Source organism: Pannonibacter sp. SL95, assembly GCF_026672425.1.
In the GTDB taxonomy this organism is placed as follows: Bacteria; Pseudomonadota; Alphaproteobacteria; order Rhizobiales; family Stappiaceae; genus Pannonibacter.
In genome coordinates this window covers 1,263,185-1,282,830 of the sequence record NZ_JAPPRC010000006.1, presented here as the reverse complement: position 1 = coordinate 1,282,830, position 19,646 = coordinate 1,263,185, and the positions used below count along the sequence as shown (strand labels likewise).

Here is a 19,646-nt window from a genome sequence, read left to right as displayed (position 1 = left end):
TCAGGCGTCCTTGCCCATTCGGCGCATGAGGCTGCCGATGCCTGTTGCGACCGGCGTCAGGCTTACACCGAAAAGCAGCATCGCCGCCACCACGATGGAGGGGCCGGAGGGTGTATCGAATTCCAGCGAGCCGAACAGGCCGGCCAGCACGGCCACCGCTCCCGCAATGGCCGCCAGCACGGCCATCTGCTCCGGACCCGTCGCCAATCGCCGGGCGGTGGCGGCCGGGATGATCAGCAGCGCGGTGATGAGCAGCACGCCGACGATCTTCATCGCGATGGCGATGACGGTGGCCATCAGCACCATGAAGATCAGGTTGGCACGGGCCGGTTTCAAGCCCTCGGCTTCGGCCAGATCCGCACTGACGGTCGCGGCAAACAACGGCTGCCAGATCATCGCCAGCACGCCAAGGACCGCCGCCCCACCGCCATAGATGAGACCAATGTCCAGCCGCGACACAGACAGGATGTCACCGAACAGGAAGCCCATCAGGTCCATCCGCACCCAGGTCATGAAGGCGAGGCAGACGAGGCCAAGCGCCAGCGAGGAATGGGCGAGCAGCCCGAGGAGCGCGTCGGACGACAGCCCACCCCGCTTCTGCAAGGCCAGCAGCAGCAGCGAGATGATCGTGCAGACGGCAAAGACCGCCAGCGTGATGTTGATTTCCAGCAGGAACGCCAGTGCCACGCCGAGCAGGGCTGCATGGGAGAGCGTATCGCCGAAATAGGCCATGCGACGCCAGACAATGAAGCAGCCGAGCGGCCCGGCAACGAGGGCGACGCCTACTCCGGCCAGAATCGCACGCAGGAAGAAATCATCGAGCATCCGTGGTCTCCCCGCGCCGCGCCGGGTGGTCTTGCCCGTGGTGGTGGTCATGATGAGCGTGATCATGATCATGGGCATGGCCATGATCATGCGCATGATCGTGATGGTGCCCGTCGCCCGGATGGCAATGGTCCGTCACCGAGCCATCCTGATGCCGGACGCGCCCATCGGGCAGATGTTCGTGGTCGTGGCTGTGCTCATAGACCGCCAGCGCACCGGCCGCGCGCGGGCCGAACAGGTCGCGGTAGGCCGCTGACCGCGCGACGCTCACCGGCGTGCCACGGCAGCAGACATGCCCGTTGAGGCAGACCACCTGGTCGGTGGCCGCCATCACCACATGCAGATCATGCGAGATCATCAGGATGCCGCAGCCGATCTCGTCACGCACCGCCTTGATCAGGTCGTAGAGGACAATCTCGCCGTTGAAGTCGACGCCCTGGACCGGTTCGTCCAGCACGAGGAGATCCGGTTTGCGTGCAATGGCGCGGGCAATCAGCACACGCTGCATCTCGCCGCCGGAGAGGTTGCGCATCTCTGACTTGCCCAGGTGCTCGACGCCCGTCATGCGCAGCGCCGCCCGGCTGTCCGCCTCGACGAGCGGGCCGGTCAGCCGCATGAAACGAGCGACGGTCAGGGGCAGGGTCCAGTCGATTGCAAGCTTTTGCGGAACGTAGCCGACCCGCAGGCCGTCCAGGCGATCGGCAGATCCCTCAGTCGGCTTCAGGATGCCCAGCGCCATCTTGGCCGTGGTGGATTTGCCTGAGCCATTGGGGCCGATCAGCGTGACGATTTCGCCCGGAGAGACCGCGAGATCAACGCCGCGCACAAGCCAGCGTTCGTCCTTGAAGACGCCTGCGCCGGTCAGGCGCACGAGGGATTTCTGGGATGTAAGCACCGCTTGATTCCTGATCCCGCAAAACAGCGGATTGCCTTTGCTTATGTCACACGTTATAGGGTAACGCAATTCTTGTTATAACATTACAACCTTGAAGGAGTGTCAGATGACCCGAGCGCCCTCCCCCTCAACCGTGCGACGCAGCCGGCCTTTCGGTCACGTTGCGGCGTTGCTGACGACGGTTGCCGTGCTGTTGCCTTTCTCTGGTCTGCAGGCCGCAGCGGCCCCAAAGGTGGTCGCGTCGATCAAGCCGGTTCACTCCCTCGTTGCCGCCGTGATGCAGGGCGTTGGCGAGCCGGACATCATCGTCGATGGCGCCGCCTCGCCGCACACCTTCGCCCTGAAGCCGTCCACGGCCCGGGTGCTGGCTGGCGCGGATCTGGTGTTCTGGGTCGGCCCGGAACTGGAAGCGTTCCTCGAAAAGCCGATCGAGACCCTGGGCGAGAAAGCCGAGGCGGTGGAACTTTCGCAGGCGCATGACCTGACCCTCCTTCCGGTGCGCGAAGGCGGCGACTTTGACGAACATGACCATGGCGACGAAGGTCATGACCACGCCGCTGAGGCGGCCAAAACGGCTGGCCAAGGCACGAAGGACGCCAAAGCCGAGCATGACCACGGGCACGACCATGGGCACGACCACGGGCACGAGCACGGCGCGTTCGACGCGCACCTGTGGCTTGATCCGGCCAATGCCCGCGCGATGGTGCACGAGATCGAAGAACACCTGACCGAGGCCGATCCGGCCAACGCGGCAACCTACAAGGCCAATGCCGAAGCGCTCACCGCACGGCTGACCGCGCTCGAGGCAGAGCTGACAAAGGAGCTGGAGCCGGTCAAGGGCAAGCCCTTCATCGTCTTCCACGATGCGTACCAGTATTTCGAGAAGCGCTTCGGCATCCAGGCCGCCGGCTCGATCACCCTCAGCCCGGAAGTCATGCCCGGCGCCGAGCGGGTCAGCGAACTGCGCGGCAAGATCACGGGCCTCAAGGCCGGCTGCGTCTTCTCCGAACCGCAGTTCGAACCGAAGCTGGTCGGCATGCTGATCGAAGGCACGTCCGTCGGCACCGGCGTCCTGGACCCCCTCGGTACGGACCTGCCCAATGGCCCTGGCCTCTACGAGCAACTCCTGCGCGACATGGCCGGGTCGTTGAAGGGGTGCCTGGCGAAGTAAGTGCCCTGAAACAACACCGCACGGCATCATGCCGGGCGGTGTTGGCTGTGACGGAATCCGCTTCGCGGTGAAGCTGTATTTGTGTTTGCCCCAGCGGCACCGCGTCCCTCTCCCCCCTTGAGGGGGAGATGCCCCCGGCAGGGGGCAGAGGGGGGTATACAGCCTCTCGTGACATTCGGTGGTGGTCATGCGCTGAAGCGTTGGCACCCCCCTCTGTCTGCTGACGCAGACATCTCCCCCTCAAGGGGGGAGAGGGGTGCGACCATTCAACGCCGGAACAGACATCAAGCCATCTGACTTCCCGACGTCAACGCACCGCCCGGCCTCACAGCCGGGCGGTGCACTTCGCGTTCCACAAGCGGTCAGATGCCCTCGCCGCCGAAGACATAGCCGTTGGCGGCGATGATGCCGGCGCGGCGCAGATGGTTGAGCACGTCCTCGGCCGCAGCTTCCGGATCGCGGCCGACGGTGGCCACCCGCAGTTCCGGCGTCTCGGGCGCTTCGTAGGGGCTGTCGATGCCGGTGAAGTTGGCAATCTCGCCAGCGTCGGCCTTGGCATAGAGGCCCTTCGGGTCGCGCTTGCGGCACTCGTCGATGGGCGTATCGACAAAGATCTCGACAAATTCACCCTCGCCCAGCAGGTCGCGCGCCATCTGCCGTTCCGCGCGGAACGGCGAGATGAAGGACACGAGCACGATCAGGCCAGCATCCACGAAGAGCCGGGAGACCTCCGCGACACGGCGAATATTCTCCACCCGGTCGGCGTCGGAGAAACCAAGGTCCTTGTTGAGCCCGTGGCGGATGTTGTCGCCGTCGAGCACATAGGTGTGGCGGCCTTCCAGATGCAGCTTCTTCTCGACGATGGAGGCGATGGTCGACTTGCCGGAACCGGACAGGCCGGTGAACCACAGCACCGCCGGCTTCTGCCGCAGGCTTTCGGCCCGGGCTTCCTTGTCAACGTCCAGCGCCTGCCAGTGAATGTTGCTGGCCCGCCGCTCCGCCTTCACCACCATGCCGGCACCGACCGTGGCGTTGCTCATCCGGTCGATCAGGATGAAGGAGCCGGTGGTCCGGTTGGCGGCGTAGGCGTCGATGGCGATCGGCGCGGACAGGCTGAACTCGGCCAGCGCGATCTCGTTGAGCGCCAGCGTTTCGGCCGGGGCTTCCTCGAAGGTGTTGACGTTGATCTTGTGCGCCAGCGCCGTCAACGTGGCCGTTACGGTCCTTGTGCCGATCTTCAGGAGATAGGAACGGCCCGGCAGCAGGGCTGCATCGGCCATCCAGATCACATGCGCCGACAGGCTGTCGGCCACCGCCGGGCGCTCGTCGGAGCGCGACAGCACGTCGCCGCGGGAAATGTCGATCTCGTCGCGCAGGACCAGCGTGACCGCCTCCCCTGCCCTGGCGCTGTCCACGTCAGAGAAGCCGTTTACGATGCGGGTGACCGTCGAGCTCTTGCCCGAGGCGGCAACCGTCACGTTGCTGCCGACGGTGACGAGACCGCTGGCGAGCGTACCGGAATAGCCGCGGAAGTCGAGGTTCGGACGGTTGACCCACTGGACCGGGAAACGGAACTCGGCGGCCGTTTCCTTCTCGCCGACGTCAACGGTCTCCAGATGCTCAAGCAGCGTCGGGCCCTGATACCAGGGCATGCGGCCCGAGCGGCTGGTGACATTGTCGCCAAAGCGGGCCGAGATCGGGATCGAGACCACGGTCTCGAAGCGGAAGTTGCCGCCCAGCGCTGCAAAATCGCGCTCGATCTCGTCGAAGCGCTCCTGCGAGAAGTCAACGAGGTCGATCTTGTTCACCGCAAGAACGATGTGCCGGATGCCAAGCAGCGAGGCGATGAAGGCATGGCGGCGGGTCTGCGTCATCAGCCCGTGGCGGGCATCGACCAGCAGAACGGCGAGATCGGCGGTGGAAGCGCCGGTCGCCATGTTGCGGGTGTACTGCTCGTGGCCGGGCGTGTCGGCAACGATGAACTTGCGCTTGTCCGTGGCAAAGAAGCGATAGGCGACGTCGATGGTGATGCCCTGCTCGCGCTCGGCCTCAAGGCCATCGACCAGCAGCGCGAGGTCAATGTCCTCGCCAACCGTGCCATGCCGGCGGCTGTCGCGCTCAAGTGCCGCAAGCTGGTCCTCGAAGATCAGCTTGGTGTCATAGAGCAGCCGCCCGATCAGGGTCGACTTGCCGTCATCGACGCTGCCGCAAGTCAGAAAGCGGAGCTGGTCCTTGTTCTGCTGCGCGCGGATGTAATCGAGCACAACCTCTTCGGAGGCGAGGTGATCCGTGAAATCCATGATCAGAAGTATCCTTCGCGCTTCTTCTTTTCCATCGAGGCAGCGTCGTCGTGGTCAATCAGGCGGCCGGAGCGCTCGGAGGTGCGGGCAATCAGCATCTCGCGCAGGATGGCCGGCAGGGTCGCGGCATCAGACTCAATGGCGCCGGTGAGCGGGTAGCAGCCAAGGGTGCGGAAGCGGACCGTCTTTTCCTCGACGGTCTCGCCGGGGCGGATCTTCATGCGGTCATCGTCGACCATGATCAGCATGCCGTCGCGCTCGACCACCGGACGCGGGGCAGCGTAGTAGAGCGGCACCATCGGGATGTTTTCGGCCAGGATGTACTGCCAGATGTCCAGTTCGGTCCAGTTGGACAGTGGGAAGGCGCGGATGGATTCCCCCTTGGCCACCCGGGCGTTGTAGAGGTTCCACAGTTCCGGACGCTGGTTTTTCGGATCCCAGGTGTGCGAGGCGGTGCGGAAGGAGAAGACACGCTCCTTGGCGCGGCTCTTTTCCTCGTCCCGGCGCGCGCCGCCGAAGGCTGCGTCGAAGCCGTATTTGGTCAGCGCCTGCTTCAGTGCCTCGGTCTTCATGATGTGGGTGTGGACCGACGAACCGTGATCAAACGGGTTGATGCCCTGGGCCAGCCCTTCCGGATTGGTGTGGATGATCAGGTCCAGCCCGAGCCGCTTCACGGTCTCATCGCGGAAGGAGATCATCTCGCGGAACTTCCAGCCCGTATCGACATGCATCAGCGGGAAAGGCGGCTTCGAAGGATAGAAGGCCTTCATCGCCAGATGCAGCATGACCGACGAATCCTTGCCGATGGAATAGAGCATCACCGGGTTGCGGAACTCGGCCGCCACCTCGCGGATGATGTGAATGCTCTCCGCTTCAAGCCGCCGGAGATTGCTGAGCCGATCAGACATGCGCCACTTCTTCCCTCGCGCCCCGGGGTCTCACCGCGGTTCGGCGGCTGGGGCGATCATGGCGCAACCCTACAAAAGCGGGCCGGTTCACATAAGAAACGGTTTTGCGGGCTTTTGGGAGGAACGGCTTTTCCGGTTCGTTTTTCTCGCCAAGCGGAGAAATCCCTTCGGCAGGGGATCAATCGCCCCGGATGGCCGCAGATCCCTGCCGGGAATCCAGCCCTCCTCCCGCAAATGCTTTGCATCAATGCGTCAACGCCCCGGATGGCCAGAGACCCCGGGGCGCTGATGGATGCAGCCTGTGCTGTCGATCGAAGAAAGGGCTAACCGAAGAACCTTGGAATGAACAGGACGATCGCCGGGAACAGCAGCAAAAGCCCTACCCGCACGATCTCCATGCCGAAGAAGGGCATCACCCCCTTGAAGGTCTCGGTCATCGGCACGTCCTTGGCGAGCGCGTTGATGATAAAGACATTGAGCCCCACCGGCGGTGTGATCAGCCCCAGCTCCACCACGATCAATGTCAGGATGCCGAACCAGATCTTCAGCTCGTCCGCTGACAGGCCGTAGGCCGCCGTTGCCGCTGTGGCATAATCGCCGCCGTTGAGATCGACCAGCACCGGCCAGAAGAACGGCACCATCACCAGGATCATCGCCAGGCTTTCCATGAAGCAGCCGAGGATGACGAGGATGATCAGCATGGCAATCAGCACGACCCAGGGATCAAGGCCGCTGCTGCCTGCCCATTCGGCAAGGCCTGAGGGAAGGCCGGCACGGGTGAAGAAGCCCTTCACCACCTCGGCCCCGAACAGGATGAAATAGATCATGCCGCTGGTGACCGCCGTTTCCAGCAGGGCGTCCTTCGTCTTGCCGACCGTCAGCCCCTCAGCACCCCACAGTCTCTGGGCAAAGCCGTAGACGAGGATGATGAACACGCCGATGGCCGCCGCCGGCGTCGGGGTGAACAGGCCGATGCCGAGGCCGAGAATGATCGAGCCGAAGATCAGGATCACCGGAATGAGGCGCAGCAGCGCGCGGTTGCGCTCCTCTCTCGGCAGGCTGGCCGTTGCCGGGGCAAGCGCGGGATTGAGGCGCACCTGAATGGCGATGACGGCAATGAAGGCAGCGACCGCGATCATCCCCGGAATGACCGCCGCCCGGAACATCTCGATGATCGAGGCCTCGACGATGACCGCGTAGATGACCAGCGCGACCGAAGGCGGGATGAGGATGCCAAGTGTCCCACCAGCCGCCAGCGTGCCGGTGGCCAGTCGCGGCGAATAGTTGAGCCGCCGGAGCTCCGGCAGCGCCACCCGGCCCATGGTGGAGGCTGTGGCCAGCGACGAGCCGCAGACCGCGCCAAAGCCGGCGCAAGCCCCGATGGCCGAGATCGCCACGCCGCCCTTCACCCGCCCCATCAGCGCATTCATGCCCTGGAACAGGTCGCGGCTGAGATTGGCGTGGCTGGCGAGATAGCCCATGAACACGAACAGCGGCACGACCGATAGGTCGTAGCTCGCCATGTTGGTCCACAGCAGCGACTTGAATTGCTTCAGATAGGGCTCGAACCGCACATGCGGCAGCGCCAGCGACAGCGCGAACATGCCGCCGATGCCGACAATCGTCATGGCAAGGCCAACCGGCACGCGCAGGATCAGGAGCCCGAACAACAGGCCAAGGCCGATCAGGCCAATCAGTTCTGCCTCACCCATGGGCTTCACCTTCAAACAACTGCATCACGCAGACAAGCGCCCACAGGATCATCGAAACCACGCCAGGGCCGTACCAGGGCCACTCCTGCCAGCCGAGGATGGCCGTGCGCGTCTGGTCGGCCATGGTCTCGTTGAGGCCGACCCACATCCAGTAGGCCAGGAACACGGCGAGTACGGCCGTTGTCGCCAGCCAGAGTTTGTCCAGCCCGGCGCGGACGGCTTTCGGCATGGACTGGACAAACAGGTCCACGACCACGTGACCACGCTTGAGCTGACAATAGGGGATGAAGGACAGGGCCGTGACACTGACCGCCAGGCGGACAAAATCCTCATAGCCGGAGATGCCAGCCACCGTGCTGCCAAACAGCACCGCGATCCGGTTGGCCGTGAAGGCCGAGACGTTCACGGTCGTGACCAGAACGATGGCGAGAATGAACAGCGCTCCGAAGAGCGCCCAGGCCGAGATTGCCTTGCGCAGCAGCGATGCCATGCTGCCTCCCTGTGTTTGATCACTGCCTGTCCCCGCAAGGGGACAAAAGGCCGGGGACGCCTGACGTCCCCGGCCTTGAGCTCGATACCCAAGCTTACTGAGCCGGCGACTTGGCGACGAGCGCGCGAGCCTTTTCGACCATGGCGGCCGCGTCGAGACCTGCGCCGGACGCTTCCTTGATCCAGCGATCAACCACAACCTGCCCCTTGTCGTCGAAGGCCTTGGTTTCCTCGGCCGTCAGCTCGATCAGCTCGCCATTCTTCTTGCGCAGCTCCTTGCCGCCGTTCTCGATGCCATCCCAGACAGCACCGTACTTGGCAGCAATGTTGCCCATGGAATGGTCGTCGATAACCTTCTTCAGGTCATCCGGCAGGCTGTCATACCGGTCCTTGTTCATGGCGATCATGAAAGTGGACGTGCCGAAGCGGGTGCCGCCTGCGCCTTCCGTGGAATACTTGGTGAGCTCGTGCAGCTTGAGGGCCGGGAAGATCTCGAACGGCACCATCGTGCCATCAAGAACGCCCTTGGACAGGGCTTCGGGAACTTCTGGAACCGGCATGCCAACCGGCTCGGCGCCATAGGCTTCCAGCGTCCAGCTGCCCGTCCGCGACGGGGTCCGAACCTTCAGGCCGGCGAGGTCTTCCGGCTTGCGCACGGGCTTGTTCACCATGTGGAAGGCCTGACCGCCATGGGTGTGCAGCAGGATCGGCTTCACGTCCTTGAAGTCATCGGCGACCATGTCGAAGGCTTCGGTGAAGGCGATGGTGGTCTGCTTGGCAGATCCCTTGTGCACGGTCGGCAGCTCGAAGACTTCACTGCGCGGGAAGGTTCCCGGCGTGTAGCCAAGTACGGTCCAGACAATGTCGACAACGCCGTCACGGGCCTGGCGATACAGCTCCGGCGGCTTGCCGCCGAGCGACATGGCCGGGAATATCTCGACCTTGATACGGCCACCCGATGCTTCCTCGACGCTCTTGGCCCAGGGCTCCAGCATCTGGGTCTGAGCCGGAGCCTTTGGCCCGAGGAAATGATGCAGGGTCAGTTTGACTTCCTGCGCCGAGGCACTGGCGATCATCATCGAGGCCGTTACCAGCCCGGTCGCCACTGCGAGAATACGCTTCATCTGTGGTCCTCCCTTTGTCGAGGGGCCAGCGGACCGCGCCCCTGCGTTGCCCCTGCCGTCAGTCGGCACATGCGTGCCGCTCCTCCTGTCGGACAAGGGTCTGATCCTCACGCTACCCATCCACTTTCGTTATGTAAAATGAACAATTATCGAAGCTGAATAACCTGTGGTTATGCAGCTTTGCTCCCAGATCACAAACGAACCGCCGCCTTGTCCGCAGCGAACCGCAGGCAGGCCTGCAACATGACAAGGGCTGGTGTCGGTGCTGTGTCAGCCCGCGTCGTCAACCCCACCGGGCCGGTCGTGCCCGTGGTCTCGATCGGCAATTCGACCAGATCGCCCGCTGCGACATCGCGCGAGACCACGCCGGACGAAATGATCCACACCGCATCGGTGTCGAGGGTAAAGCTGCGGCCGAACGTGTTGGAGATCGTCTCGACGCGGCGCGGCAGATTGGTGACGCCGGCTGCGATGAGCAGGCGCTCCACATAAGGCCGGATGATCGCCTCCTGCGTCGGATAGAGCACAACATGATCGGCAAGACGGCGAATATCGAGCGGCTTGCGATCGAGCAACGGATGCCCCTTGCGCACCACAAAAGACACGCTCTCCGAATAGAGATGGGTGAAGGACAGGCCGGCCATCTGTTCCGGGTCAGCCAGGCGGCCGACCACCAGATCCAGTTCCCCCAACCGAAGCCGGCTGAGCAGGAACGTGTTCGGCCCGGTGATCAGCGTCAGGGTGGTTTCAACGCTTTCGGCGAGGAACCGCTGCACCGCAGTCGGCACGATTCGCGCCGCCACGCTCGGCAACACACCGATGTTGAGATAGGACTCTCCCGACATGCGCGCCTGAGCCACGCTGTCCAGCCCCTGCTTCAACGCCGCCAGGCTGGCGCCGGCGTAGTGGAGCAGCACTTCGCCGAACTGCGTCAGCACCACGCCCTTGCGGGAGCGGTCGAAGAGACGAACCTCAAGGATCTCCTCCAGCTCGCGCAGGGTCTTGGAAACGGCGGGCTGGGTGATCGACAATTCCTCTGCCGCCTTCACCAGGCTGCGCAGACGCGCGACCTCGAGGAAGCACTGGATGTGCCGGTATTTCACCCGCGGATCGATCACTTTCATTCCTTTCGGTTATACAAATGACCTGATTTCTCATTTTACATAACCGAAGCATGGATGAAATATGAGGCAAGCACAAGAACAGGCTGATCGGACACCGCATCAGCCGGGAGCCCCAAGGAACAAACCATGCGCATGATCGCGGCAAACGGTCTGGCCTTGCATGTGGACGACAGCGGCGAGACGCATTTGCCGGCAGTCGTGCTGTGCAATTCGCTTGGAACCGACCTGCGCAGCTGGGATGCGGTCGCAGATCACTTGAGGGGCCGCATGCGTGTCATCCGTCACGATGCACGCGGCCATGGCCTCTCCGAATGTCCCGAAGGCCCCTACTCCATCAACGATCTGGTCGATGACCTCACGGCGGTACTCGCGCAGCTTGGCGTTGACCGCTGCATTCCCGTCGGCCTGTCGGTAGGCGGCCTTGTAGCGCAGGGCTTTGCGGCGCGGCATCCGGACCGGGTGCCGGCGCTTGTCCTCAGCAACACCGCCACCCGCATCGGCACGGCCGAGACCTGGCAGGACCGCATCCGCCTGATCGAGGCGGGCGGGATCGAGGCCATTGCAGATCCGATCCTGGAGCGCTGGTTCTCGGCCGGCTTCCGTTGCTCTGAGCCCGTCGCGCTTGCCGGCTGGCGCGCGATGCTGACGCGCACGCCGCGCCAAGGGTATCTCGCCACCTGTGCCGCCCTTGCCGCCGCCGACCTGACACACAGCACATCGCAGTTGCCCATGCCGACGCTGGTGATTGCAGGCGGCGAGGACGGCGCGACACCACCAGCTCTGGTCGAGGCCACAGCCCGGCTGATCCGGGGCGCCCGCTTCACCCTGATCGCGGGCGCTGGCCACCTGCCCTGCATCGAGACCCCGGATGCCTTCTGCGCTGCCCTTGATGCCTTTCTTGAGGAGACCGCCGTTGTCTGATCCCGTGCCCGCAGCCCCCAAGGTCCGCTCGCCCGGGTCGCGCCACTCCGGCGGCATGGCGACACGCCGCGCCGTGCTGGGCGATGCCCATGTCGACCGCTCGGTCGCCAACATGACGGACTTTGACGCCGACTTCCAGACCCTGATCGTCGAGAGCGCCTGGGGAACGGTGTGGAGCGACGACACGCTGAGCCGCCGCGAACGCAGCCTCGTCACCATCGCGCTTCTGGCCGGGCTCGGCCATCATGAGGAACTGGCGATGCATGTCAGAGCCACCATCAACACCGGCGCCTCAGCCCGCGACATCCGCGAAGCCTTGATGCACGTGGCCATCTACGCCGGGGTTCCGGCTGCCAACACGGCCTTCCGCATTGCCCGGGACGCGCTGGCTGCGGCAGGTCGGCTGGACGACGAAATGAGGGAACCTGAGGACGGCGACGCCGTTCGCCACAAGGGAGAGCAGCCGTGAGCAGCTTCGGCACCAACCGCCCCTCGGGGCCCCGCGAGGGCGACTATTACCAGCGCGATCTCACTGTGCATCCGCCAGCCTTCACCCCGATCTACAAGACCTCGGTCACGCGCTCGCCGCAGAAGGCGCTCTTGTCGCTGGAGCAGGGCATCGGCGAGATCACAGGGCCGGTCTTCACCGCCGAGGACCTCGGTCCGCTCGACAATGACCTGATCCTCAACTACGCCAAGACCGGCGAGCCCATCGGCGAGCGGATCATCGTGCATGGCCGGGTGCTGGACGAGAACGGGCGCGGGGTGCCGCACACGCTGGTCGAGTTCTGGCAGGCCAATGCGGGCGGCCGCTACCGGCACAAGAAGGACACCTATCTCGCCCCGATCGACCCGAACTTCGGCGGCTGCGGCCGCTGCCTGACGGACGAGAACGGCTATTACTACTTCCGCACGATCAAGCCGGGCCCCTATCCCTGGCGCAACTATGTCAACAGCTGGCGCCCGGCCCATATCCACTTCTCGATCTTCGGCCGCTCCTTCACCCAGCGCCTGATCACGCAGATGTATTTCGAGGGCGATCCGCTCATCGACGTCTGCCCGATCGTCAAGACGATCCCGGATCCCGAGGCGGTCAAGCGCCTGATCGCGCCGCTGGACCTGCGCGCCACCGTGCCGCTCGACTGCCGCGCCTACAAGTTCGACATCGTCCTGCGCGGGCGCCGGTCCACCCTGTTCGAGAACCGGCTGGAAGGAAACTGACCATGGTGCAGCCGCTCAACTATCTCTCCGAGACGACCAGCCAGACGGCCGGCCCTTATGTCCATATCGGCCTCGCACCGGCCGCCGCCGGCTTCGATATCTTCGAGAAAAATTTCTCGCATGTGGTTGCAGGACCTCAGACACGCGGCACCCGCATCCGCATCGAGGGCCGCGTGCTGGATGGCACGGGCACGCCGGTGCGCGACGTGCTGGTCGAGAGCTGGCAGGCCAACAGCGAGGGCCGGTTCAACCATCCGGACGACACCCAGACCAAGGCGCTCGACCCGGACTTTCGCGGCTGGGGCCGCTCCTGCTCGGATTTCGACACCGGCGTCTTCCTCCTCGACACCATCAAGCCGGGTTCGGTGCCCTGGCGCGACGGCAGGCCGCAGGCCCCGCACATCAGCCTCTGGATCGTCGCGCGCGGCATCAATATCGGTTTGAATACAAGGCTTTACTTCTCCGACGAGGAAGCCGCCAACGCGAATGACCCGGTGCTGCGCCTGATCGAGCAGGAGGTCCGCCGCAAGACGCTGATCGCAGAGCGGCAGGAGACGCCGGAGGGCCTTGTCTACCGCTTTGACATCCATCTCCAGGGCGATCGGGAAACCGTCTTCTTCGACATCTGACCGCCCTGTCGGGGCCGGGTTCCCACCACCTGGCCCCTTCCCTTTTCACTTGATCCGAAGAGCTGAAGCGACCAGCCATGGCGAAAATCCAGTCCCTGCACGACGCCGTTGCGGAGAACATCCACGACGGAGATTCCGTTGCATTTGAAGGCTTTACCCATCTCATCCCGCATGCGGCCGCGCATGAGGTGATCCGTCAGGGGCGCAAGGATCTGACCGTGATCCGGATGACGCCGGACATGATCTACGACCAGCTGATCGGCATGGGCTGCGTGAAGAAGCTGATCTTCTCCTTTGCCGGCAACCCGGGCGTCGGCCTCCTGCGCCGCTTGCGCGATGCGGTGGAGAACGGCTGGCCGCACCCGATCGAGATCGAGGAGCACAGCCACGCGGCCATGGCCAATGCCTATGAGGCGGGCGCGTCGGGCCTGCCCTGCGCCATCTTCCGCGGCTATCGCGGCGCGGAGCTGACGCGGGTCAACCCCAACATCCGCTTCATCAAGTGCCCCTTCACCGGCGAGGAACTGGCCGCCGTTCCGGCACTCCGGCCGGACGTGACCGTGATCCATGCCCAGCGGGCCGACCGGAAGGGCAACGTGCTGCTGGAGGGAATTGTCGGGGTGCAGAAGGAAGCCGTGCTGGCGGCAAGGCGCGCCATTGTGACCGTCGAGGAGATCGTCGACGACCTGGCAAGCCCCAGCCCCAATGCCTGCATCCTGCCGTCCTGGACCGTCACCTCGGTGGTGAAGGTGCCTGGCGGGGCGCATCCCTCCTATGTGCAGGGCGTCTATCCGCGCGACAACGCCGCCTATATCGAATGGGACAAGATCGCGTCAGACCGCGACAATTTCCTGACCTGGATGACCCAAAACGTGACCAATGTCAGCCCTGACGTGTTCGCCAGCCGGGTTGCCCCGCTCCTCAAGACAGGAGACGCGTGAGATGACCAGCTTTACCCCGACCGAGATGATGACCATCGCCGCTGCCCGCGCGCTGACCAACGACGACGTCTGCTTCGTCGGCATCGGTGCCCCCTCGGCCGCCTGCAACCTCGCCCGGCTGACCCATGCGCCGGACATAACCCTCATTTACGAGAGCGGCACCATCGGCACCGCGCCGAACGTGTTGCCCCTGTCCATCGGTGACGGCGAACTTTGCGAGACCGCGCTCTGCACCGTGTCGGTGCCGGAAATGTTCCGCTACTGGCTGCAGGGCGGGCGGATCACCATCGGCTTTCTCGGCGGGGCGCAGATCGACCGCTTCGGCAACCTCAACACCACCGTCGTGGGCAACTACGAGAAGCCGAAGGTGCGCCTGCCCGGTGGCGGCGGGGCGCCGGAGATCGCGATCTCCTGCCGCGAGATCTTCATCACCATGAAACAGTCGAACCGCGGCTTTGTCGAGAAGCTCGACTTCGTCACCTCGCTCGGCCACGGCAAGGGCGGCAGCGACCGGGCCGACCATGGCGTGATGACCAAGGGCCCGACCCGGCTCATCACCGATTTGGCCATCTGGCAACCGGACGCCGAAACGAAAGAATTCACCGTCACCTCGCTTCATCCGGGCGTGACCCGCGACATGGTCGCGGATACGGTCGGCTGGAAAGCCAGATTCGCGGCGGAGGTGGGCGAGACCCCTGCCCCGACGCAAGAGGAGCTTGAGGTGCTGCGCGACCTGCATGCGCGCACCAAGGCTGCCCATGGAGGAGGTTCTGATGCGTGATGTCTTCATCTGCGACTATGTGCGCAGCCCGATCGGCCGGTTTGGCGGCAGCCTGTCCGGCGTGCGCGCCGACGATCTGGCGGCCGTGCCGATCGCCGCGCTGATGGCGCGCAATCCGGATGTGGACTGGGCCGTGCTGGACGAGGTGATCTACGGCTGCGCCAACCAGGCGGGCGAGGACAACCGCAACGTCGCCCGCATGGCCGCCCTGCTCGCCGGCCTGCCCGACACCGTGCCGGGCACCACCATGAACCGGCTCTGCGGCTCCGGCATGGATGCGGTGATCACGGCAGCCCGAGCCATCAAGTGCGGCGAGGCCGAGATCATGATCGCCGGCGGCGTGGAAAGCATGTCGCGCGCGCCCTTCGTCATGCCGAAGGCCGACACCGCCTTTTCGCGCCATGCCGAGATCCACGACACCACGATCGGCTGGCGCTTCGTCAACCCCTTGATGAAGAAGCAGTATGGCATCGACTCGATGCCCGAGACGGCCGAGAACGTCGCCACCGAATTCAACATTTCCCGCGCCGACCAGGACGCCTTTGCGCTCCGGAGCCAGCAGAAGGCCGTCGCCGCCCAGGAGAACGGCCGGCTCGCCAGGGAAATCGTTCCCGTCTCGATCAGCCAGCGCAAGGGCGATCCGATCCTGATCGACAAGGACGAGCACCCGCGCGCCGACACCACGCTGGACGGCCTTGCCAAGCTGAAGGCGCCGTTCCGCGAGGGCGGCTCGGTGACGGCCGGCAATGCCTCGGGCGTCAATGACGGCTCGGCTGCGCTGATCCTCGCCTCGCGCGCGGCGGTGGAGAAATACGGCCTGACGCCGATTGCCCGCGTGCTTGGCGGGGCGACCGCCGGCGTGCCGCCGCGCATCATGGGCATCGGCCCGGCCCCGGCGACACGCAAGCTCTGCGCCCGGCTCGGCCTGTCGCCGGCCAGCTTCGACGTGATCGAGCTGAACGAGGCCTTCGCCTCGCAGGGCCTTGCCGTGCTGCGTGATCTCGGCCTTGCCGATGATGCGCCGCAGGTGAACCCGAACGGCGGCGCCATCGCCCTCGGCCATCCGCTTGGCGCATCGGGCGCCCGCATCACCGGCACGGCGGCGCTGGAGCTGAAGGAGCGCGGCGGCAAGCTGGCGCTGGCTACCATGTGTATCGGCGTCGGCCAGGGCATTGCCATCGCCATCGAGGCGGTCTGAGCCATGTCCCCAAGCCGCGATTGCCTCCTTGCCGGACTGATCCGCGATCCCGAGACCGAAGCCCTGCTCGGGGCGACGGCCGAGGTCGCGGCCCTGCTGGAGGTGGAAGCGGCACTGGCGCTGGCGGAGGCCGATTGCGGCCTGATCCCGGCGGAGGCGGCGGCGCGGATCGCGGACGCCGCCCGGCTCCTGACGCCGGACCTTGAGGCGCTCAAGGCAGGCATGGGGCGCGACGGCGTCCCCGTTCCCGCCCTCGTCGCCGACCTGCGCAAAGCGGTGCCGGCGGCGGATGCCGGCTACGTCCATTGGGGCGCGACCAGCCAGGACATCGTCGACACCGCGCTGGTGCTGCGCCTCGCCCGGATCCTCGATCTGTTCGAGACGCGGCTGAAAGCGCTCGCCCTTGCGCTCGGCGCGCTGGCCGAGGCGCACCGGGCAACGCCCATTGCCGCGCGCACGCGGATGCAGCAGGCGACGCCGACGAGCTTCGGCCTCAAGGCCGCCGGGCTGGATGCTGCCGCTGACGCGGCATCTCGACCGGCTCGCCGAGTTGCGCCCCCGGCTGCTCGCCGTCTCGCTCGGCGGGGCCTCGGGCAATCTGGCGGCACTTGGACACAAAGGGCTTGCCGTCGAGGCGCGGCTCGCCGCCCGGCTGAAGCTGACGACCCTGGCCCTGCCCTGGCACACCGCGCGCGACACGATTCTGGAACTGGGCAGCCTGCTGGCGCTCATCACCGGCAGTCTCGGCAAGATGGGCCAAGATGTGGTGCTGCTCGCCCAGAACGAGATCGGCGAGGTCAGCCTAGCCGGGGCGGGCGGCTCCTCGACCATGCCGAACAAGGCCAATCCGGTGGCGGCCGAAGTGCTGATCGCGCTCGCCCGCAGCACCGGCGGTCTTGCCGGCGTGCTCAATCAGGCTGCCCTTGCCGAACAGGAACGCAGCGGCGCGGCCTGGCTGATCGAACAGCTGCACCTGCCCGACATGCTGCTGCAGACGGGCGCTGCCCTTGCCACGGCGGCCGAGCTTGTTGCCGGCCTCAGCGTCAACGAAGTGGCCATGCGCGCGACCTTCGAGGCAGCACAAGGCCTGATGCTGGCCGAGGCGGCCAGCTTCGCCCTCGCCGACCACATGCCGCGCAGCGCGGCGCAAGCTCTCGTCAAGACCGCCTGCGCCGAGGCGCTCGCCTCCGGCCAGAACCTCATCGACGTCCTGCGCAGCCAGACATCCGCCCAGATCGACTGGGACAGCCTCAAGGATCCCGCCCGGCACATGGGCGCCGCCGATGAGCTGATTGACCGGGCGCTGGAGGCATTGAGGCGGGGGTGAGGGGTGGCTACAAAAACGACAGCCAGTGGGGACGCGCATGACGTGCAAAACTTACACAGCTATTCCCACTTTGTTCCTCGAACGACACTTCTTCAAGCGCGTAGAGCAATCAGCCAGATATAACTTAACAGAATAGTTTTTTGCAAATTGGCATCAAAATTTTGACCTTCATATGTAATCTGTTTAACAGGCTCACCTGAGTATTTGATAAAATTTTTATCTGAATGATAAATTTTTAAACACACCCGAAAGCGTCCGCTTGAGTGCACCAGGATTTTCGCTATATTTGTGATTGACGACTTCTTAAGCCTGTCAAAGAGGAATTGAACCTAGGATTCAAGGACTGCTCGACTATGCCAGAAAGTAACCGATACCCTGACTGCGTAAGGTTCAACCCTAAAAATAATTCTACTGTTTTTTCGGTGACTGACGAAAATGGTGAGATCGTCGCTGTTCATGAGGTTTTTCTCAATCAGGAGGCCAAAGAGATTGGCCGCAGAACAGTAGGTACACCGAATGATGGGTTTGTTAGATTTTTTGGACATGGCGCCCCACACATCTTTAGGGGAGAACCCGAGGATGGTATGAAGCTGTGGATTGAAACAGGCCGCACCATTTGGGTTGATGTTTCCGGCATCCTTGACACGATAGGAGTCACCGAGCAAAGTCGAGAGCAATAATTGATCTTCTGTCAGAAGATCTCAACTTGGCATAAAATGAATTTTTTGCATTGATGTTCACATCATATGTTTTAGTAAAATATTATTTTATAGATTATTGAGTGTTATTGAATTTTCTCGAGTTGCAGTTTGTTTATATTTTTCACTTATTATGTTTAGATGAAGCCCTCAGCCTGAACATTGCTCCACCGTTGTTGCGCATCTAGCTTTGAACAGGCAGCTCAATCATGCTCCAGTTTGTAATGCGCGAGGTCAAATCGCTCCGAGACGCTCGCCAGTGGCCAGCCCCTCATCGACGTCCTGCGCACCCAGAGGTCCGCCCCGATCGACTGGGACACCCTCAAGGACCCCGCCCGGCATATGGGCGCCGCCGATGCGCTGATTGACCGGGCGCTGGAGGAATTGAGGCGGGGGTGAGGGTTTGGAGCTAGGCGGGGTCTAGTTGGTTTTCGAGGTTCGTGTTCTAACGAGCCGAAATTCTGTTCAACCAAACTCATGGCACTGTGCGGGACATCCCCCCACCCCTAACCCTACCGGGGTCGAGCCACGGGTCTCGCCCCGCCTTCGGCCCCCACCAGGGGGAGGGGTGCGGAGAGGTCGTGCCATCATGCCGAGATCGCCAATATCAATATTCTGAATTCGACGTGGCAGGAAGTCCGGGCTCGGCGCTTCTGCTCCCCTCCCCCTGGTGGGGAGGGGTCGGGGGTGGGGGGCTCGGCGGGGCGGAGGGGCTCGGTGATCGAAAGTGCCTCTGGGCTGGCTCGCTGCGTACTTCTGTGAAGGCCTGAGCGTGGGGCTCCCCCCACCCCTAACCCCTCCCCACCAGGGGGAGGGGGGCGGAGAGGCTTTGCCGTGACGCCGTAATCGCAGACACCAATATTCTGAATTCGACGTGGCAGGAAATCCGGGCTCGGCGCTTCTGCTCCCCTCCCCCTCGTGGGGAGGGGTCGGGGGTGGGGGGCTCTGCGGAAAACAAAGGGTTCAAACCTCAATCGTTCTCCGGACCGAACAATCCAAGGCGCAGAAGAATGGTTTCGACGATGCCTTCCAGATTGTGTTCGATGTCGCGGGCGGAAAAGCGCCAGACCGTGAAGCCCTGGGACGCGAGCCACTGGTCGCGGGTGGCGTCGTGCCGGGACTGACCGGGGGCACCGTGGCTGTCGCCGTCAATCTCGATGACGAGGCGATGGGACAAGAGGGCGAAGTCGGCGATGTAGGGGCCAATGGGAGCTTGCCGGCGGACATGAAGGCCGTGCGCTTTCAGGCCGCGAAGATGCGGCCAGAGGGCGCGTTCCTGAAAGGTCTGGTCCCGGCGCAGGTCCTTGGCTCGCTTCCGGGTCCCATCCGTGATCCGACTCATCCGGTCCCCCTCCCTGCAGCCGACCTTGTTCCATGACGCG

At 64.1% G+C, this 19,646-nt stretch carries 19 protein-coding genes and 1 pseudogene; 11 read left to right on the top strand and 9 right to left on the bottom strand.

Annotated features, from left to right (window positions below):
* Positions 1-825, bottom strand: coding sequence for a metal ABC transporter permease (locus OVA12_RS22790; protein WP_268141496.1), 825 nt, complete (start codon positions 823-825; stop codon positions 1-3).
* Complete coding sequence (locus tag OVA12_RS22785) at positions 815-1,720, bottom strand: ATP-binding cassette domain-containing protein (RefSeq protein ID WP_268141066.1); 906 nt, start codon at positions 1,718-1,720, stop codon at positions 815-817. The genes OVA12_RS22790 and OVA12_RS22785 overlap by 11 nt, the downstream gene beginning before the upstream one ends.
* Before the next feature lie 106 nt (positions 1,721-1,826).
* On the opposite strand from OVA12_RS22785, the gene znuA reads away from it, so the two are divergent.
* A complete protein-coding gene (znuA, locus tag OVA12_RS22780) occupies positions 1,827-2,891 on the top strand; it encodes a zinc ABC transporter substrate-binding protein ZnuA (RefSeq protein WP_268141064.1) in 1,065 nt (354 codons plus the stop codon).
* Between the two features lie 362 nt (positions 2,892-3,253).
* Here znuA and cysN read toward each other — a convergent pair whose 3' ends face one another.
* The 6 genes from cysN to pcaQ form a co-directional block, all read right to left on the bottom strand.
* Positions 3,254-5,191: a sulfate adenylyltransferase subunit CysN gene (gene cysN, locus OVA12_RS22775; protein ID WP_268141062.1), complete on the bottom strand. Its 1,938-nt coding sequence runs from the start codon at positions 5,189-5,191 to the stop codon at positions 3,254-3,256.
* A 2-nt stretch (positions 5,192-5,193) separates the two neighbouring features.
* Complete coding sequence (gene cysD / locus OVA12_RS22770) at positions 5,194-6,099, bottom strand: sulfate adenylyltransferase subunit CysD (RefSeq protein WP_268141060.1); 906 nt, start codon at positions 6,097-6,099, stop codon at positions 5,194-5,196.
* A gap of 323 nt (positions 6,100-6,422) precedes the next feature.
* The gene (locus OVA12_RS22765; protein ID WP_268141058.1) at positions 6,423-7,811 is read right to left on the bottom strand and encodes a TRAP transporter large permease; all 1,389 of its coding nucleotides are present in this window, start codon (positions 7,809-7,811) and stop codon (positions 6,423-6,425) included.
* Positions 7,804-8,301 (bottom strand): TRAP transporter small permease, encoded by a 498-nt coding sequence (locus OVA12_RS22760; protein ID WP_268141056.1) that lies wholly within the window; start codon positions 8,299-8,301, stop codon positions 7,804-7,806. Before OVA12_RS22760 ends, OVA12_RS22765 begins: the two co-directional genes overlap by 8 nt.
* A 94-nt stretch (positions 8,302-8,395) precedes the next feature.
* Entirely contained in the window at positions 8,396-9,424 is a 1,029-nt protein-coding gene (locus OVA12_RS22755; RefSeq protein WP_268141054.1) for a TRAP transporter substrate-binding protein, read from the bottom strand.
* A 191-nt stretch (positions 9,425-9,615) separates the two neighbouring features.
* Positions 9,616-10,542 carry a pca operon transcription factor PcaQ gene (gene pcaQ / locus OVA12_RS22750; protein WP_268141052.1) on the bottom strand — a complete coding sequence of 309 codons (927 nt, stop codon included), beginning with the start codon at positions 10,540-10,542 and terminating at the stop codon, positions 9,616-9,618.
* A gap of 132 nt (positions 10,543-10,674) precedes the next feature.
* Here pcaQ and pcaD point away from each other — a divergent pair, with 132 nt between their 5' ends.
* From pcaD to OVA12_RS22700, 10 genes and pseudogenes are all read left to right on the top strand, one after another.
* Entirely contained in the window at positions 10,675-11,469 is a 795-nt protein-coding gene (gene pcaD, locus OVA12_RS22745) for a 3-oxoadipate enol-lactonase (RefSeq protein ID WP_268141050.1), read from the top strand.
* Between the two features lie 55 nt (positions 11,470-11,524).
* Positions 11,525-11,938, top strand: a complete 414-nt coding sequence (gene pcaC / locus OVA12_RS22740; protein ID WP_268141494.1) for a 4-carboxymuconolactone decarboxylase — start codon at positions 11,525-11,527, stop codon at positions 11,936-11,938.
* Positions 11,935-12,690, top strand: a complete 756-nt coding sequence (gene pcaH / locus OVA12_RS22735) for a protocatechuate 3,4-dioxygenase subunit beta (RefSeq protein WP_268141047.1) — start codon at positions 11,935-11,937, stop codon at positions 12,688-12,690. Before pcaC ends, pcaH begins: the two co-directional genes overlap by 4 nt.
* A gap of 2 nt (positions 12,691-12,692) precedes the next feature.
* Positions 12,693-13,319, top strand: coding sequence for a protocatechuate 3,4-dioxygenase subunit alpha (gene pcaG / locus OVA12_RS22730; RefSeq protein WP_161673729.1), 627 nt, complete (start codon positions 12,693-12,695; stop codon positions 13,317-13,319).
* A 77-nt stretch (positions 13,320-13,396) separates the two neighbouring features.
* Positions 13,397-14,260 (top strand): CoA transferase subunit A, encoded by an 864-nt coding sequence (locus OVA12_RS22725; protein WP_268141044.1) that lies wholly within the window; start codon positions 13,397-13,399, stop codon positions 14,258-14,260.
* Position 14,261: 1 nt separating this feature from the next.
* The gene (locus tag OVA12_RS22720; RefSeq protein ID WP_268141042.1) at positions 14,262-15,041 is read left to right on the top strand and encodes a CoA-transferase subunit beta; all 780 of its coding nucleotides are present in this window, start codon (positions 14,262-14,264) and stop codon (positions 15,039-15,041) included.
* Entirely contained in the window at positions 15,034-16,239 is a 1,206-nt protein-coding gene (pcaF, locus tag OVA12_RS22715; protein ID WP_268141040.1) for a 3-oxoadipyl-CoA thiolase, read from the top strand. Before OVA12_RS22720 ends, pcaF begins: the two co-directional genes overlap by 8 nt.
* Positions 16,240-16,242: 3 nt before the next feature.
* Positions 16,243-16,698, top strand: a pseudogene (locus tag OVA12_RS22710) (lyase family protein); the annotation flags it as partial.
* Positions 16,699-16,750: 52 nt separating this feature from the next.
* Entirely contained in the window at positions 16,751-17,566 is an 816-nt protein-coding gene (locus OVA12_RS22705; protein ID WP_268141038.1) for a lyase family protein, read from the top strand.
* 353 nt (positions 17,567-17,919) lie between these two features.
* Complete coding sequence (locus tag OVA12_RS22700) at positions 17,920-18,246, top strand: hypothetical protein (RefSeq protein WP_268141036.1); 327 nt, start codon at positions 17,920-17,922, stop codon at positions 18,244-18,246.
* A gap of 988 nt (positions 18,247-19,234) precedes the next feature.
* On the opposite strand, the gene OVA12_RS22695 is transcribed toward OVA12_RS22700, so the two are convergent.
* Positions 19,235-19,606, bottom strand: a complete 372-nt coding sequence (locus OVA12_RS22695; protein ID WP_268141034.1) for an endonuclease domain-containing protein — start codon at positions 19,604-19,606, stop codon at positions 19,235-19,237.
* Positions 19,607-19,646: the final 40 nt, after the last annotated feature.

What these genes read in the sequence shown, in the direction of transcription:
- znuA (WP_268141064.1), top strand. Translation starts at nt 1,827, where the DNA reads ATGACCCGAGCGCCCTCCCCCTCAACCGTGCGACGCAGCCGGCCTTTC.
- pcaC (WP_268141494.1), top strand. Translation starts at nt 11,525, where the DNA reads ATGGCGACACGCCGCGCCGTGCTGGGCGATGCCCATGTCGACCGCTCG.
- OVA12_RS22695 (WP_268141034.1), bottom strand. Translation starts at nt 19,606, where the DNA reads ATGAGTCGGATCACGGATGGGACCCGGAAGCGAGCCAAGGACCTGCGC.
- OVA12_RS22700 (WP_268141036.1), top strand. Translation starts at nt 17,920, where the DNA reads ATGCCAGAAAGTAACCGATACCCTGACTGCGTAAGGTTCAACCCTAAA.
- OVA12_RS22760 (WP_268141056.1), bottom strand. Translation starts at nt 8,301, where the DNA reads ATGGCATCGCTGCTGCGCAAGGCAATCTCGGCCTGGGCGCTCTTCGGA.
- OVA12_RS22790 (WP_268141496.1), bottom strand. Translation starts at nt 825, where the DNA reads ATGCTCGATGATTTCTTCCTGCGTGCGATTCTGGCCGGAGTAGGCGTC.
- cysN (WP_268141062.1), bottom strand. Translation starts at nt 5,191, where the DNA reads ATGGATTTCACGGATCACCTCGCCTCCGAAGAGGTTGTGCTCGATTAC.
- OVA12_RS22720 (WP_268141042.1), top strand. Translation starts at nt 14,262, where the DNA reads ATGACCAGCTTTACCCCGACCGAGATGATGACCATCGCCGCTGCCCGC.
- pcaG (WP_161673729.1), top strand. Translation starts at nt 12,693, where the DNA reads ATGGTGCAGCCGCTCAACTATCTCTCCGAGACGACCAGCCAGACGGCC.
- OVA12_RS22755 (WP_268141054.1), bottom strand. Translation starts at nt 9,424, where the DNA reads ATGAAGCGTATTCTCGCAGTGGCGACCGGGCTGGTAACGGCCTCGATG.
- OVA12_RS22705 (WP_268141038.1), top strand. Translation starts at nt 16,751, where the DNA reads ATGCTGCCGCTGACGCGGCATCTCGACCGGCTCGCCGAGTTGCGCCCC.
- pcaD (WP_268141050.1), top strand. Translation starts at nt 10,675, where the DNA reads ATGCGCATGATCGCGGCAAACGGTCTGGCCTTGCATGTGGACGACAGC.
- pcaF (WP_268141040.1), top strand. Translation starts at nt 15,034, where the DNA reads ATGCGTGATGTCTTCATCTGCGACTATGTGCGCAGCCCGATCGGCCGG.
- OVA12_RS22765 (WP_268141058.1), bottom strand. Translation starts at nt 7,811, where the DNA reads ATGGGTGAGGCAGAACTGATTGGCCTGATCGGCCTTGGCCTGTTGTTC.
- OVA12_RS22725 (WP_268141044.1), top strand. Translation starts at nt 13,397, where the DNA reads ATGGCGAAAATCCAGTCCCTGCACGACGCCGTTGCGGAGAACATCCAC.
- cysD (WP_268141060.1), bottom strand. Translation starts at nt 6,099, where the DNA reads ATGTCTGATCGGCTCAGCAATCTCCGGCGGCTTGAAGCGGAGAGCATT.